The sequence below is a fragment of the Spongiivirga citrea genome, from assembly GCF_010671565.1.
GTDB classification, from domain to species: Bacteria; Bacteroidota; Bacteroidia; order Flavobacteriales; family Flavobacteriaceae; genus Spongiivirga; species Spongiivirga citrea.
The window spans coordinates 365,881-381,763 of record NZ_JAABOQ010000001.1 but is presented as its reverse complement, the minus strand read 5'-3'; the positions used below and the strand labels follow the sequence as shown (position 1 = coordinate 381,763).

The following is a 15,883-nucleotide window of genomic DNA, read 5'->3' as shown; positions in this document are numbered from 1 at the left end:
TAATCGGTAAACATTGCTAGATAGCCACTTTCTCACGTACTAAGTAAGGATTATACTATTTTGTACTAGCAAGTATTTCTAAAACCAACTAACATGAGACTAGTATTAGTAGTATTCTTGCCCCTTACATTTCTTTTTACAACTTCAATTAATGCGCAAGACAATGACAAAGTGTTGCACGCTGCAGCAGGATTTGGTATTAGTGCGGTAACCTACACCATAGTAAAGTCGACCACAAAAAATCGAAAAAAAGCATTAATCTGGAGTTTTGTTACATCAACCGCAGCCGGTATCGCAAAAGAATTAATTGACAGTGGAGAAGATGGCAATAAATTTGATGCTGTTGATGCACTCGCAACTACCGGAGGTGGAATTGTTGGTGGATTCACAATGCATTTAATTTTAAATGACAAAAAGAAGCGCACCGCTGAGATTAATGAAACAGAATTAGCTCAGGAAGCATTTTTTGCGTTGGATGCGGAGATATCTGGCTCAATGGAAAGCAGTAGGTAACTCCCTTCCCTTGAGGGAAGGGGCGGGGATGGGTGTCCATTTTAGTATAGTACAATTTTGTAATGAAAATTTAGTCTAATTTGAGAAAAACACCCCTCTAAACCTCCCCTCCAGGGGAGACTTCAAAAATACGTTAAATAGGAAATCACCTCTCCATAAGTTCTTAGCGAATATCTAACTTATATTTCTTCAGTAAACCCGCTAACCCATCTTTCGAAAATTTAGCTCCCTTTAATTGATTTTCTTCAGGATCAATTGAGAAGTTGTATGCGGTTGTCAAATCTGCTTTGGTAATATCAGTCTGATCAAAAATGGCATTTTTTAAATCGCAATTTGCAAAGAGACCTTGACTAAAATCGGCATCGGTAAAATCAACATCGGTTAATTTGCAGTCATTAAATGGGGTTGCTTTCAAATTAGCATTGGCAAAGCTTGAGAATTCTAGGTTACAGTTTTCAAACTGCAGTGATACCAAAAAGAAATTCATCTCACTAAAAATGATTCCAATCATTTTACAATCTACGAAGCGAGCATCATTAAAGGTTGTGTTTTTTAAACGTACTTTGGTCAAATTGCAATCGACAAAAACACATTCATTAAAACAAGAATTGGAAAGATCGGCATCAGTAAAATCACAATTTTCAAACCGACAGTTTTCAAATTCTTTATGTGTATAGAAAGACCCAGAATGATCTTCTTTCTTAAATGTAGTATCCAACACCATAAATTCTAATGTTTTGCAAACAAGGTCGACGCTAATGTAGCTATATAATTTTCTATTTTAGCATGAATTAATGACGAGATTGGATTTAAAGAAGCTTCATTTATTTATTGTTTTTTTTGCTATAACACTGGCTATTCATAGTCAGCAAAGTAGCGCGGGATACACCGCTTTCGCAACGAATCCTGCTAAAGTTCCGAAGTCGTTATTAGATAGTCTTAAAAATGAATCGAATCCTCTTTCTCGATTTCGATTAATAGATACCATTTCAAAAATTCACCTGAAATACGGCTTTACAGATTCAATTATAAGCTATGGTCAGATGCTTCAAAGAGAAGTGGAATTCAATAGAGGTGAGTTTGTAAACAAACCATATTGGCTTGCAAAAGCGTATTACATCACTGGTGTAGGCAAACAATTAAACGGACTTTTTGATCCTGCACTAGGATATCATTTAAGAGCCTTAGAACTTAATATTCAGGATGCTTTGCTGCTAGATCAAATTCAACTTGGTATCGCCAAGGCATATTATTCCAAAAGGGAGTACGAAAAAGCCCTGCCACTTTTCCTATCAATATTCGAGGATAGCAAGGATTTATCTATCTCTTCAAAAGCCGCCTTATACACTTCTCTTTTATATAGGGCGAAGGGAGAAAAGTCAGAGTCAGAACAATTTTTATTAGCTGCACTTGGTAAAGCAAAGAAGGCTGGTAATGATAAACTTAGAATGATTATTGAGTTGAGTGAAATTCAAATGATTCAAAATGGTGAATATGATGAATCATTGTTTAACCGGCTTGAGAATATAAAGAATGAGGCATTAGCAGGTGATTACTATGATGTATATACGGAGGTGGTCATAGAGATTGGTAAGATGTATATGGCAAGTGGTAATACGGATGCTGCTAATATGACCTTAAGTATGGCATATACTAATGCCATACAATGGAATCGTTGGCAATTAGAAAAACGGTTACAACGAGTATTGACGAAATTTTATAGCGATCAGGGCGATTACAAAAATGCCTACGCATTGATGACACAATACACAGCATTAAATGAAAGGATCGTTAAAAACCAAAACTATAATGCAGTAAAGGAGCTTGAGATTAAACACGAAGTTGACAAAATAGAGCAAGAAACTGATAGGCAACGTTTGATTAAAAACAGCTTACTTATTGGTTTTTTAGTACTTCTTATTCCTGTAATTGCTTTGTTGGTTACATACTACCAAAAATTAAAAACTCAGATTGCCTTAAACGAATCTCAGGAAGAAGTAAATCAGCAAAAAGTGACTTCTATAATAAAGGATCAAGAATTAAAATTGATAAAAGCATCTGTTGAAGGAGAGGAGAAGGAACGAAAACGACTTGCACAGGAACTACATGATAGTATAGGCGGAAATTTGGCCAGTATCAAATTGCAATTAGCAACTAATGAAACCCAATCACCTGCCTATAAAAATATTGCTAAACAATTGGATGATACCTATGAGCAGGTACGAAATCTGTCCCATAATTTAACCGCCAAAAAATTTGAACAAAACGCTTTCACCCAACTTGTTGCCGAATACATTGGTAATATTAATTCGGGTACTGAGGCAACAATTAGCTTTAATCCCCATCCGGAGGAAAAAGTAAATACTGTTGAGCAGCATATTCAAGTGGAGGTTTTTAAAGTAATTCAGGAATTACTAACGAACACCCTAAAACACGCAAAGGCGACTAATATTGAAATTCATTTGAATGTATATGACCAAAAACTTACCGTTTTATTTGAAGATGATGGTGTTGGTTTTGATCTCGATAAAGTAACTTTGGGAATGGGATTGTCTGGAATGAAAAATAGAATTAAAGCCATTGATGGGACTATGTTTATAGATGCAATTTCGAATAGAGGAACGGCTGTTAATATTGAAATTCCGGTTTAAAAAAAGTATGTATGGGTCCTAATATTATTATTGTTGATGATCATAAGATGTTTTTGGAAGGTTTATTGGGAATCCTTCAAAAAGAAAAGAATTTCAATATTCTATTTACCGCGAATACCGGAGCCAATGTGGTGAAGTATCTTGAGATTAATGATCCTAAAACGGTTCAACTAGTCGTAACGGATATTAGTATGCCTGAGGTCGATGGCATAGAATTAAATCAGCTTATAAAGAAAAAGTATCCTAGTGTAAAGGTCTTAGTGGTTAGTATGCATCATGATCCTGTTAAGATAAGTACTTTAATTAATGATAAGGTGGACGGATATGTGCCAAAAAATGCGGAAAAAGAAGAACTTTTATTGGCGATAAATACCATTTTAGGCGGGAAAAAGTATTTTTCTGATAGTATTAAAAAGGTTTATTCTAATAGCATTTTTAATGATGAAAGTATAACTGTTGCTCCTTTGACCAAACGAGAAAAAGAAGTACTAACATTAATCGCTCAAGAACATACTACTCAAGAAATTGCTGATAAGTTATTTCTAAGTAAACATACCGTTGAAAGCTATCGCAAAAATTTAATCGCAAAACTAGACGTTCGCAATCTAGCGGGCTTGACCAAGCAGGCAATTAAAATGGGACTTGTGGAATAGTATTCAGTAGGCAGTAGAAGTCTTCAGTTTGCAGTCGTAGTTTAAAATCTAATCCGTTAACAACAAAAATACTCCTCCCTTTAGTAAAGGGAGGTGACTCCGATTTTATCGGAGTCGGAGGGATTCAACCCCAGACTAATAATGATTAGAAAGAACCTTACACATCTCCCCCCTATTCAGCAGAGCTCAATTCATTCCCCTCTTTACTAAAGAGGGGAGCTTAATAAAATAGTAAGATATTTAGTTCAACTTTGAAACTAATAATAAAAAGAAACCCGGACTATAGGAATAATCCGGGTTTAATTGTTTCACTACATATGGTGATCTAATGTGTGATGTGCATCAATCAAAGGACCGCCATTTATTATTTCGTCAGATGCCTGATTAATAAACTTATCAAAGTTTAAGTGAAAAGAATGTGCCAGTTGAATAGATTTACTGATATATGCTCCTTTCTGTAACCATGTATTTATGGGATCTAACATTTCTGTTGGAACATCATGTATGTATTTAGGCATATATAAGCCAAAAATTGGATGCTGCTCAAAATCAATATTGTCAAGGTCACCATTCATGGCCGCTGTAATCATAGCTCTTGTATATTTAAGCTTAATACGAGATCCTACGCCATAAGGACCGCCACTCCAACCGGTATTGACCAACCATACATTTACTCCTGCATCTTGCATTTTTTTGCTTAACATTTCTGCATATACAGTTGGGTGTAATGGCATAAAAGGTTCACCAAAACACGCAGAAAACGACGGAACTGGTTCGGTAATCCCTGCTTCGGTACCGGCAACTTTAGCCGTATAACCAGAAATAAAATGGTATGCAGCTTGCCCAGGACTTAGTTTCGATATAGGAGGTAATACTCCAAAAGCATCACAGGTTAAAAAGAAAATGTTAGTGGGATTATCGGCATATGAGGGTTTCATAATATTGTCAATATGCTCGATAGGGTAACTAACTCTTGTATTTTGAGTAATAGAACTATCCTTATAATCGGGTTGTTTAGTGCCTTCTTTGAAAACTATATTTTCTAATAAAGCGCCCGGTTTTATGGCTCGATAAATATCCGGTTCTTTTTCCTCAGTAAGATCAATCACCTTGGCATAACAGCCGCCTTCAAAATTGAAAATTACATTTTCAGCGGTCCAACCGTGTTCATCGTCACCAATAAGTTTTCTTTTAGGATCGGCAGATAGTGTAGTTTTTCCTGTTCCCGATAGTCCAAAGAAAATAGCGGTGTCACCATCTTCTCCTACATTGGCAGAACAGTGCATTGGTAAAACATTTTTCTCAACTGGTAGTATAAGGTTTAAGGCGGAGAAAATACCTTTCTTCATTTCGCCTGTATAGGCTGAGCCACCTACTAAGGCAATTTTTTTAGAAAAGTTTAGAATCGAAAAATTACCCTGACGAATTCCATAAGCTTTTGGATCGGGGCAAACATAGCCAGGGGCGCAAAGCACTAGCCATTCCTCTTCAAAATCTTCCATTTCATCTTCATTTAGCCTTAGAAACATGCTGTTGACAAAGAAGTTGGACCAAGGATATTCAGTAACCGTCCTTACATTCATTCTGTAACTAGGATGGGCACATACATAACCATCACGGGCGTAAATTTCCTTGCCAGATAAATATTTTATAACCTCACTATGCAACTTGTCAAAGTTATCGGGGTCAATGGGTTTATTAATTCTTCCCCACCACACTTTATCTTTTGTATAATCGTCTTTTACTAAAAAACGATCTTTAGGGGACCTTCCAGTAAACTTTCCTGTATTTACAGCCAAAGTGCCATTTTCCGTTTCCTGTCCCATTCCGCTCTCGACAGTTCTTCTTTGTAGTTCCTCAGCGGAAAGATTCCAATTTACATTCGCTTCTGTTATCCCATAAATGGATAAATCAGATTTCTTGGGTGTTCGAGATAAAATTTCCATATCGTTTCTTTTAAGTTAATATTTAAAATGGCCAGAAAACAGGTACTATTAGTAATGTGACAATAAAGAATAATAAAAGCAATGGAGCTCCGACCTTTACATAATCCATAAACTTATATCCGCCTGCTGCCAATACCATGGCATTTGTTGTCGTACCTACAGGTGTTAAAAATGCTGTTGATGCGCTTACTGCTACTGCAATCATAAATGGTTTGGGCGATACGCCTAATGAGGTAGCTGCCAAAATCGCTATTGGCGCCATTAATACGGCAGTTGCCGAGTTATTAATAGTCTGACTAAAACTAGTCGTTAGCAAGAAAATGCCTGCTAATAACATTATGGGGTGAATATTACCTAAATAGTTTACCAAACCTTTAGCTGTTAGCTGTGCCACTCCTGTTTTTTGCAACGCAATACCCATTGGGATCATTGCGGCTATCATGACCACACTTGTCCAGCTAATACCTTTGTATGCCTTTGAAATTGGTACACAACCAGATAACATCATAATTCCAGCACATACTAAAGCGGTAATGGCACCAGGCAGTATATTAAAGACTAATAAAATGATCATTAGCAGCAAAGTGCCCATTGCTATGTATGATTTGGTATTAAGTTTATCCACATTTTTTGCCATTGCCTCAGGACTTCCTGCTATTAAAAGGTGCTCATATGCAGTTTGTAATGCTTCAATGTCTTTCCATGAGCCTCTTATAATAAAGGCATCCCCAGCCCGTACTTTTATACGAGTGTCTTTTAAAGGCATATTATTTCTTGAAGCACCCAATAGCTGAATACCAGCCTGATCAAGGTAATATCCCAGTGGTATGGTATTACCTACAAAGGCTGACTTTGGAGTAATAATCATTTGTGCCATGCCTACCTCATGATTAATAAGCTCTTCCTTTAATTCTTTGTTATCGTATTTGGTAGGAATTATACCAAGTTTGAGTCCAATTATTAGTTTATCAATGGCTTCTGTTTTTCCTTTTAAGGTGATAATATCATGGTAACGAAGCTCAGTTTCTGGTTTTGGGAATTCGACAAAAGGCTGAATACCCTTCATTGTATTGGGATGTCGTCGTCTTAACCTCATGACTGAGACGTTGTATTTTTTTTCAAATTCCCAATCCCCAAGTTTGGTGTTAATCATTGGAGACATTGACCGTATGCGTAATCTGTATACATTATCATCAATACTGTAATCTTCAATCCATTTATGCATTTCAGAATCAATATTTACTGGTTTATTTTTTGTTCGGTTGTCTGGCAGTAATTTGTATCCTAAATACCTGAAATACACAATTGCGATAATTAATAGCGGCAGACCTATTAAAGCGAACTCAAAAAATGAAAACCCCTCTAATCCTTCTTCTACTAATGCATTGCTAACTATAATGTTTGGCGGAGTTCCTGTCAAGGTCAAAAGCCCACCTGTATTGGAGCCAAATGCGACTGGCATTAAAAGTTTAGATGGCATAGTGCCAGCATTCCAGGCGGCAGAAATCGTAACTGGTAATAAAGCGGCTACAGTACCTGTATTGCTTACAAAACCCGATAATACACTTGAACCAAGAGTTACGATCATTAACAATCTAGGAGCGCTTTTTTTAGCCCAACCCACAAACTTTTGCCCTGCTAAAGCAGTCCAACCAGTTCTTGATAAGCCTTCACCAATTATGAAAAGTGCCGCAATCATTATTACTGTAGTATTGCTAAACCCTACTAATGTTTCTTTTAAATCAAGTATTCCTGATATATATAAGGCTAACATTGACATGAGCGCAACCACATCTGGCGGGAATTTCCCCCAAATAAATAATGCAATGGTAATAGTTAGAATGATAAGAAGTATGGTCATAGTATGAAACCTCTTAAGTTTTAATCAATTGCTAGTACAGGTACCTGAGAATGTAATGTTAGAAGCTTGGTAAGTTTTCCTTTTGAAGCCTCTCCTTTTTTGATATGATTTCTTGGTAAAATAGCCAACAAATCAATTTGATTTTTATTTACATAATCAAAGATGCCTTGTAAAATATCACTGCTTTCTGGGAATGCATGTTTCGTATAAAAAGACTCTAAATAGTACTCCAATGTATTTTCTGTTTTTTCATCAATAGCCGAAAAATTAGTGGAATCATTATCTATTGAAAGTACATGTACCTGAGCACCAAAACGTCTTGATACATCTAGTAAAACATTTAATGAAGAAGGTTCATCAATTGGTTCAGCACCTATAGCTAGAGCTATCTTACTTATTGAGTTAGTCTTAATATGTTTAGGTACAACGATTACTGGACAATCTGCCGCAAGGACTAGTTTAGAGGTGTTGCTTTCAGCAGTATCAGAATCACTAGTTCCTTTGGTTCCCATTATGATAATATCTGCCCTTTTAGCTATTTGTAATTCAACCAAATTATTAATTAAGTCACCTTTTCCTGTCAGAAAATCAACTTTTACTTTTGGAGGCCTTTTGTATGTACTAATCACCCTGTCAAAATGCACTCTAGGATCATAATTAGGCACAACATCACCATTTTCAATAGTTGCTAATAGTATTGTTATGTCTTCTTCATTTTTAGAAAAATTGATGGCATAGTTTAAAGCAACTTCAGAAGTGACAGAATTATTGAAAGGGACGAGTATTGTAGTAATTGTATTCATCTTAACGCGCTTAGATTGTTAGTAGATGTATACAAAAGTATAAGTGTAGTTTCTTGAAAATTATGACAAATATCAATTATTGAAGAGAAAGTATTTCCTTAACAACAAGATCAAAATTTGTTATTAATAGAACTAAAGATTAGAAATTAGAAGGTTTCCTTGATCATAAAAAAATTAATGTTTTCTGATCAAGATCTACTTGTATCCCTGTTTTCAGGGAGGGCATTTTCACGCTTCCTAGTGTATTCTCAAGCAGGCATTTGCTGCAACTTTGTCGGCAACAATAATCTTTAAAATAACATATTATGATCTGGGGAATTTCATTAATCCTATTGAGTATTATCGCAGTACCATCTCTAATACTTTCAAAAAAACCAAATGCTAAAGAGCTTTTAGAAAAAATTGAACCGTACCAAGGTTGGATTGGTATTGTTTTCTGTTTCTGGGGTGTTTGGGGAATTATCTCATGTATTCTAAACATGGGTCTTTTAACGTCGGCACCTATCTGGTGGATTACTTGGTTAGCAGGATGTGTAGTTGAAGCCACTTTAGGTTTTATGCTAGGTTACGGACTTATTAGCAAGTTTTTCTTGTCTAAAAACGAGGCGGCAAAAGAAAAAGGAGAGCAGCTAAGAAAGAAAATTGCTCCCAAACAAGGTAAGTTAGGCATACTAGGAATAGCAGTAGGTGCTTGGATGATCGTTGCTACATTCATCTTTACTATCGCCTAATTACACAACTTTAAAATCAAACAAAAATTTTTAAATAGATGAAAAAGTATTTCGCACTATTGACAATTTTGTTGGCTATTGGCTTGGCTAAAGCACAGCAAACAGGAACTAAAGAAACAAGTTCTAAATTAAAAGTAACTGCCTATGTTAAGTATGATCTAAAAGCAACTAAGTATCGAATTAAATTAATGGTTCGCGAGGATACTTATGCCGACCAATACGGGAAAATAGCAACAATTGATGAGCTAAAGGCTGCTTTTTTTACTTCACTTGAAGAAAAAGGAATCGATACCTCAAAATTTGTTGACAATAGAATGGAGTATGCATTATCGAGTTATTACGATACTGGTACTATTCTTACCTATGAAACCGTAAAAAAGAAAGATCTAGAAACTATTTTGATGACTAAGAAACCTAAAAATGTTACTGTTTTTAAGGCAGAGATGTATTGCAAATCGTCCAAGGACCACTACAAAAAAATTGTCACAAAAGGACTAGAAGAGGCCGATTCAAAGGTAAGAACACTAGCAAGACAGATTGGTAAAAGTGTAGACAAATTAGAATTAGTAGAAGACACATATTACGACCGTAGCGAATGGTTTTATATGACTGGAGAAACGAAACAATACTATACTATAACAGCTACTTATAGTATCAAGTAAAAGCAAACACTAAAGTTATTTTTTGTTTGAGTAGAAAGTCGCTCCTTAGTTAATTGGTTGGTATCCTGGAGCGGCTTTCTTATTTGTAATCAATAACAATGAAAAGTGACCTACAAGGTTTTTAAAACTTTGTAGGTCACTTCTGTTTATAAGCATATGTAAAAAAATTTCGCGACCCTATAGTATGAGTGAGTAATCAAGGATTATCAACTAATCGGTTTTAGGCCTATTTTGCCGAGGTTTTAACATAAAAATAACAGCTTTATTGAATACTTTTTGAAATCTTGTAGGGCAATACAATTTATCTATTTTTAGTACACCACAATTAATCAACCAAAATAACACAATCAAAAAATGAATAATTTATGAAACGAAGAGAATTTGTTCAATACGCAGGGCTCGGAGCGGGTGCCTTAATGGTACCTTCTTTAATGTTAGGTAATAACATTTCCGCAGAAGCTTTGCTCGCACCCGGAATGGATGTTGCGGTTAAAAAGCGACTAGCTGATGTGGCACTTAATACTGCCAAGTCCCTGGGCTCATCTTATGCAGATGCCAGAATTGGTCGCTACCTTAATCAGTATGTTTTTACTAGAGAAGACAAAGTGCAAAATGTTGTAAATACCGAGTCGTTTGGTATAGGAATACGTGTCATTACCAACGGCACATGGGGTTTTGCTTCTACCAACGATGTTTCCGAAAATGGAATTAAAAAAGCTACAGAGCAAGCAGTTGCAATAGCGAAAGCTAATTCCAAAATTCAGAAAGTACCGGTAAAACTTGCTCCTGTAGAGTCGTACGGAGAGGTTTCTTGGAAAACACCTATTAAAAAGAATTTTAAAGATGTTCCTGTTTCCGAAAAAGTGGATTTGCTATTAAGTGCAAATGCCGCAGCAATGAAAAACGGTGCAAATTATGTGAACTCAGCACTATTCATGGTGAATGAGCAAAAGTATTTTGCATCTACTGAAGGTTCCTATATTGATCAGGATGTACACCGCATTTGGCCAACATTTGGCGTTACATGTATTGATAGAGGTACGGGTAAATTTAAATCGCGCCAAGCCTTGAGTGCACCAATGGGAATGGGTTATGAATATATGGATGGACTTGATTCTGAGAAGTTAGATGGCCCAGCGGGTATTAAGCTATACAGAAACAGTTACGACATGGTCGAAGACGCTGCTTTGGGTGCGCAACAGGCCAAAGAAAGACTAACAGCTAAGTCAGTTGAAGCAGGCAAGTATGATTTGGTGCTAGAACCTAATCATTTAGGATTGACCATCCATGAATCTGTAGGACATCCGTTAGAGCTGGATCGCGTTCTTGGTTATGAAGCAAATTACGCGGGGACCAGTTTTGCGACCCTTGATAAATGGGAATCAAAAGACTTTAAATATGGTAGTGACATCGTCAATTTAGTAGCCGATAAAACGCAGGTAGGATCCCTTGGTGCTGTTGGTTATGATGATGAGGGTGTTAAAACGAAAAAATGGGATTTAGTGCGCAATGGCGTACTTAAAAATTATCAAGCAATACGTGATCAGGTTCATATGATTGGGCAAAATGAGTCACATGGTTGCTGTTATTCCCAAAGTTGGAACGATGTTCAGTTTCAGCGTATGCCAAATGTGTCCTTAGAGGCAGGTAAAGAAAAATACTCTGTTGCCGATATGATCAAGGACGTTGAAAAAGGTATTTATATTGCCGGGCGAGGCTCATATTCTATCGATCAGCAACGCTACAACTTCCAGTTTGGTGGTACCGTGTTCTATGAAATTAAAGACGGTAAAATCGTGGGTATGCTAGACGATGTAGCCTATCAATCAAATACGCAGGAATTCTGGAATTCTTGTACTAAGATTTGTGATGAAAGTGATTATCGAATGTTCGGTTCTTTCTTTGATGGTAAAGGGCAGCCTTCGCAGGTAAGTGCTGTTTCTCACGGAAGTTCTACTACAAGATTTAATGGTGTAAACGTCATTAATACAGGTAGAACTATTTAATACATCGTTTTATAACAAATAGAAAATATCATGGCAATATATACAAAAGAAGAAGCAAGAAAAATCATGGAAAAGGCTTTGAGCTTTTCCAAGGCAGATGCTTGCGAAGTTAATTTAAATGGAAGTGAAAGCGGTAATATCCGTTACGCCCGGAATACAGTTTCGACCGCCGGACATAGATCAAATCAAACGCTGGTTGTTCAATCTAATTTTGGTAAAAAATCTGGAACAGCTACTATTGATGAATTTGATGATGTATCATTAGAGAAAGTGGTTAGAAGAGCAGAAGAATTGGCAAAACTATCTCCCGAAAATCCGGAATTTATGGAGCCTTTGGGGCCACAGAGTTACGATGAATCAATAACATTTAGCGAAGCTACGGCTAACATAACACCGGAATATCGAGCAAAAGTTGCAAATAGCAGTATAGAGCCTGCTGCAGCGAAGGATGTTACAGCTGCTGGATTTTTAAACGACTCTGCAGGTTTTTCAGCAATGATGAACTCAAAAGGTCTTTTTGCTTATAACAAATCTACAAGTGCCAATTTTACGGTTACCATGCGTACTAATGATGGCACTGGTTCTGGTTGGGTGACTAGAGATTATAATGATATAAGCAAGTTTGATGCTGCTGAGGCCTCAAAAATCGCAATTGACAAGGCTTTGATGTCTAAGGAAGCAAAGGCTATTGAACCTGGTAAGTATACGGTTATACTTGAACCTGCAGCTTCAATAGGACTTCTTGGAAATATGTTTGGAGCATTTAATGCGCGTACTGCCGATGAAGGTCGAAGCTTTATGTCAAAAGAAGGCGGAGGTACTAAACTTGGAGAAAAGATAGTCGATGAGCGTATTCAATTATGGTCAGACCCATTGAACTCTGAAGTACCAACAGGTACATGGAATGGATCTGGGCAGCCTCTTAAAAAGATGAAATGGATTGAAAACGGAGTAGTAAAAAACCTTTCGTATAGCCGTTATTGGGCAAAGAAGAAAGGCGTAGAAGCTGTTCCTTTTCCATCAAATGGAATTATGGCGGGAGGTGATGCTTCATTGGAAGACCTCATAAAAGATACTAAGAAGGGAATTTTAGTTACTAGATTGTGGTATATACGCAGTGTTGATCCGCAAACGCTGCTTTACACAGGCTTAACCCGTGACGGAACTTTCTATATTGAAAATGGGAAATTAAAGCATCCAGTAAAGAATTTTAGGTTTAATGAAAGTCCGATAATTATGCTTAATAATCTAGAGACTCTAGGCCAGCAGGTTCGTATAAATGGTAATTTAATACCGTATATGAAGGTTAGAGACTTTACTTTTACAAGCCTTTCTGACGCGGTATAATTTTCATTAATAATAGTAATAAACTGGTTGTTTTGATAACATCATAATGGCCAGTTTTTCTTTTAGATAAACAATTCGTGTATTGAGTAATAAGTTTTTCTTTACTAGGCTGCAATATGAATCAGGTGATTGGGATGTCGATCAGCGTATGCCTTCTAACTTGCTTAATTCGTTAGTAGAGTATACTACTTTGGCTGTCGATACCCAGGAAAAAATAATTTCACTTAGTAGTAACGATATATTTAAAAGCCCATTTTGTTACTTATCGGGGCATAAACTAGTGCAATTCACAAAAAAAGAACGTGAAAACTTTAAGAAATACATAAGTAACGGGGGGTTTGTTTTTGTTGATGATTGTAATCATGATATTGATGGTTTGTTTTCAAAATCTTTTGAAAGACAGATGGAAGATATCTTTCCAGGACAATTAAAAAAAATCCCTAATGATCATGAGCTTTACAAAGTCTTTTTCGAATTTGAAAATGGACCGCCTACTACTTCCCAAGAACTTAATGGTTGGGGTGATGACTTAGTGCATGACTACCTCAAAGCCATTACAATTAATGGGCGGATAAGTGTGTTGTTTAGCAATAAAGATTATGGATGTGAATGGGACTATGATTTTAGAAATAAACGTTGGTATAAAATTGATAATACTCGATTTGGTGTTAACATTGTTATGTATGCACTAACATCTTAAACCACCTCAGGTCAAGCCAAAGAGACATTCGTTTGGAAAAACATTTAAATTAGAGGCAAGCCTCGGAGCATTTAAATCTCAATTATCGAGTAAAAAAGTATATATGAATAAAGAATTAGCAAGTATTGAGCAGGAGGTAAGTACACTTACTGATAAGATTGATGCTTTACGAGTGGAAATTGCAAAAGTTATTACCGGTCAACAAGAAACGGTCGAGCAACTTCTAATTACTTTTTTGGCTGGTGGGCATGCACTTTTAGAAGGTGTACCCGGCTTGGCGAAAACATTAATGATACGAACCCTAGCTCAAGCAATTGATTTAAAGTTCAGACGTATTCAGTTTACACCCGATCTCATGCCGTCGGATATTATTGGGACGGAAATTTTAGAAGAAGATCATAGCACAGGAAAGAAGTTTTTTAAGTTCAATAAAGGACCAATTTTCGCTAATATTATTTTGGCTGATGAAATTAACCGTACGCCGCCCAAAACCCAAGCTGCACTTTTAGAGGCGATGCAAGAATTTAAGGTTACATATTCCGGAAAAAACTATCCTTTAGATAAACCATTTTTCATTTTGGCAACACAGAATCCTATTGAGCAATCTGGGACATTTATGTTGCCCGAGGCGCAGCAAGATCGGTTTCTTTTGTATATAAAAATCGGTTACCCGACCGAGTCTGACGAAACTACTATCCTAAAAAATACTACCGGAACAAAAAAGGAAACGGTAAATGCCATTATTAGTGAGGAAGAAATACTTCGCTTACAAGAGTTGGTTAGAGAAATCCCGATTAGTGATGACTTAATTGCTTTAGTAAGCAAGTTGGTTCGGGCTACTAGACCCGAAACTACTTCAAGTAATTATGTAAAGGAATGGGTTAGTTGGGGTGCCGGACCAAGAGCGGGTCAGGCAATGATATTAACAGCTAAAGCGAGGGCATTAGCGCAAGGTAGGTTATCGGTTACTTTAGATGATTTAAAACATGTGGCCTTTCCTGTATTGCGTCACCGTGTCATCATAAATTTTAGAGCGGAATCCGAAGGCATTACTGCTGATGATGTCACCCAAGAGCTTCTAAACAAGATGACATAGGTTAACAAACGTAGACGTGAAACAAGACTATCATCAACTTTTAAAACCAGAATTAATACGAAGTGTATCTGGACTGGCACTTATTGCTAAGGTTATTGTTGATGGATACCTTTCTGGTTTAAACCATAGTCGTAGAGTAGGATCCGGGATGGAATTTAGCCAGTTTAGAAATTATGAAGCTGGCGATGATCTAAGATTGTTGGACTGGAAAATGCTAGCAAGATCAGGTCGGTATTATATTAAGCAGTCAGAAATTGAAACCAATATAGCGGTCAAGTTTGTACTAGACGCTAGTGGTTCAATGATGCATACCGAAAATGAGCTGTCAAAAATGGATTACGTCCGAGTTTTGATCGCTACAATGGCTTATATGTCACAAAATCAAGGTGACGCTATTGGGTTGTTTGCTTTAAATGATGATGAATTATATAGCCTCACTCCTAAAATACAGAAACAGCATTTTAATCAGCTACTCGGCACCTTAACCAAGATTGAAAGTGGTGGTAAATGGCCTGAAAAATCAAAAGAATCCAATATTTTTCATGATCGCGGACATAAGGAATTGATTTTCTTTATAACCGATTTTTATGAGCATAGTAATGAGCTAAGCAGTTTTGTAGAGAAATTGAAAACTCCTAGAAACGAAGTTATGGTGCTGCATGTGATGGGAAAAAACGAAATGGACTTTGACTATAAAGGCACATTGACTTTTGAAGATTTAGAAACTGGTGCTAAGCGGAAAGTTGATACTAAGGAGGCTAAGAAATACTATCTACAATCGCTTAAAACTCATATTGCCGAAACGAAAAACAACTTACTAGCCAGCAATATTGGCTATCATCTTTTTAGGTTAGATGAACCTATTGGTAACGCACTGCAATTATTCATCAAAATGAGAAATAGAATTGCTTAAC

General features: G+C 36.6%; 14 protein-coding genes. 10 read left to right on the top strand and 4 right to left on the bottom strand.

The window, feature by feature from the left end; translation table 11 throughout:
- Positions 1–93 precede the first annotated feature (93 nt).
- Positions 94–513 carry a hypothetical protein gene (locus GWK10_RS01675; protein WP_164029161.1) on the top strand — a complete coding sequence of 140 codons (420 nt, stop codon included), beginning with the start codon at positions 94–96 and terminating at the stop codon, positions 511–513.
- 163 nt (positions 514–676) lie between these two features.
- Here GWK10_RS01675 and GWK10_RS01670 read toward each other — a convergent pair whose 3' ends face one another.
- Positions 677–1,237, bottom strand: coding sequence for a pentapeptide repeat-containing protein (locus tag GWK10_RS01670; protein ID WP_164029160.1), 561 nt, complete (start codon positions 1,235–1,237; stop codon positions 677–679).
- A 70-nt stretch (positions 1,238–1,307) separates the two neighbouring features.
- Between GWK10_RS01670 and GWK10_RS01665 the strand changes: the two genes are divergently transcribed.
- Positions 1,308–3,164 carry a tetratricopeptide repeat-containing sensor histidine kinase gene (locus GWK10_RS01665; protein WP_164029159.1) on the top strand — a complete coding sequence of 619 codons (1,857 nt, stop codon included), beginning with the start codon at positions 1,308–1,310 and terminating at the stop codon, positions 3,162–3,164.
- A gap of 11 nt (positions 3,165–3,175) precedes the next feature.
- Positions 3,176–3,817, top strand: coding sequence for a response regulator transcription factor (locus GWK10_RS01660; protein ID WP_164029158.1), 642 nt, complete (start codon positions 3,176–3,178; stop codon positions 3,815–3,817).
- A gap of 311 nt (positions 3,818–4,128) precedes the next feature.
- Here the strand turns inward: GWK10_RS01660 and pckA are convergent, their stop codons facing one another.
- The 3 genes from pckA to GWK10_RS01645 are packed head-to-tail and all read right to left on the bottom strand — an operon-like array spanning position 4,129 to position 8,427.
- Positions 4,129–5,763: a phosphoenolpyruvate carboxykinase (ATP) gene (gene pckA / locus GWK10_RS01655; RefSeq protein WP_164029157.1), complete on the bottom strand. Its 1,635-nt coding sequence runs from the start codon at positions 5,761–5,763 to the stop codon at positions 4,129–4,131.
- Positions 5,764–5,785: 22 nt separating this feature from the next.
- Positions 5,786–7,624, bottom strand: coding sequence for an SLC13 family permease (locus tag GWK10_RS01650; protein WP_164029156.1), 1,839 nt, complete (start codon positions 7,622–7,624; stop codon positions 5,786–5,788).
- Positions 7,625–7,644: 20 nt separating this feature from the next.
- Positions 7,645–8,427, bottom strand: coding sequence for a universal stress protein (locus GWK10_RS01645; RefSeq protein WP_164029155.1), 783 nt, complete (start codon positions 8,425–8,427; stop codon positions 7,645–7,647).
- 305 nt (positions 8,428–8,732) lie between these two features.
- On the opposite strand from GWK10_RS01645, the gene GWK10_RS01640 reads away from it, so the two are divergent.
- The 7 genes from GWK10_RS01640 to GWK10_RS01610 all read left to right on the top strand — a co-directional run bounded on the left by GWK10_RS01640 (position 8,733) and on the right by GWK10_RS01610 (position 15,882).
- Positions 8,733–9,158 (top strand): hypothetical protein, encoded by a 426-nt coding sequence (locus GWK10_RS01640; protein ID WP_164029154.1) that lies wholly within the window; start codon positions 8,733–8,735, stop codon positions 9,156–9,158.
- Positions 9,159–9,196: 38 nt separating this feature from the next.
- Entirely contained in the window at positions 9,197–9,820 is a 624-nt protein-coding gene (locus GWK10_RS01635) for a hypothetical protein (RefSeq protein WP_164029153.1), read from the top strand.
- A gap of 365 nt (positions 9,821–10,185) precedes the next feature.
- On the top strand, positions 10,186–11,826 hold the full coding sequence (locus GWK10_RS01630) for a TldD/PmbA family protein (protein WP_164029152.1): 1,641 nt from the start codon (positions 10,186–10,188) through the stop codon (positions 11,824–11,826).
- 30 nt (positions 11,827–11,856) lie between these two features.
- A complete protein-coding gene (locus GWK10_RS01625) occupies positions 11,857–13,173 on the top strand; it encodes a TldD/PmbA family protein (RefSeq protein WP_164029151.1) in 1,317 nt (438 codons plus the stop codon).
- Positions 13,174–13,255: 82 nt separating this feature from the next.
- Complete coding sequence (locus GWK10_RS01620; protein WP_164029150.1) at positions 13,256–13,873, top strand: DUF4159 domain-containing protein; 618 nt, start codon at positions 13,256–13,258, stop codon at positions 13,871–13,873.
- 103 nt (positions 13,874–13,976) lie between these two features.
- Positions 13,977–14,969, top strand: coding sequence for an AAA family ATPase (locus GWK10_RS01615; protein WP_164029149.1), 993 nt, complete (start codon positions 13,977–13,979; stop codon positions 14,967–14,969).
- A 16-nt stretch (positions 14,970–14,985) separates the two neighbouring features.
- Positions 14,986–15,882 (top strand): DUF58 domain-containing protein, encoded by an 897-nt coding sequence (locus GWK10_RS01610; RefSeq protein ID WP_164029148.1) that lies wholly within the window; start codon positions 14,986–14,988, stop codon positions 15,880–15,882.
- Position 15,883 lies beyond the last annotated feature (1 nt).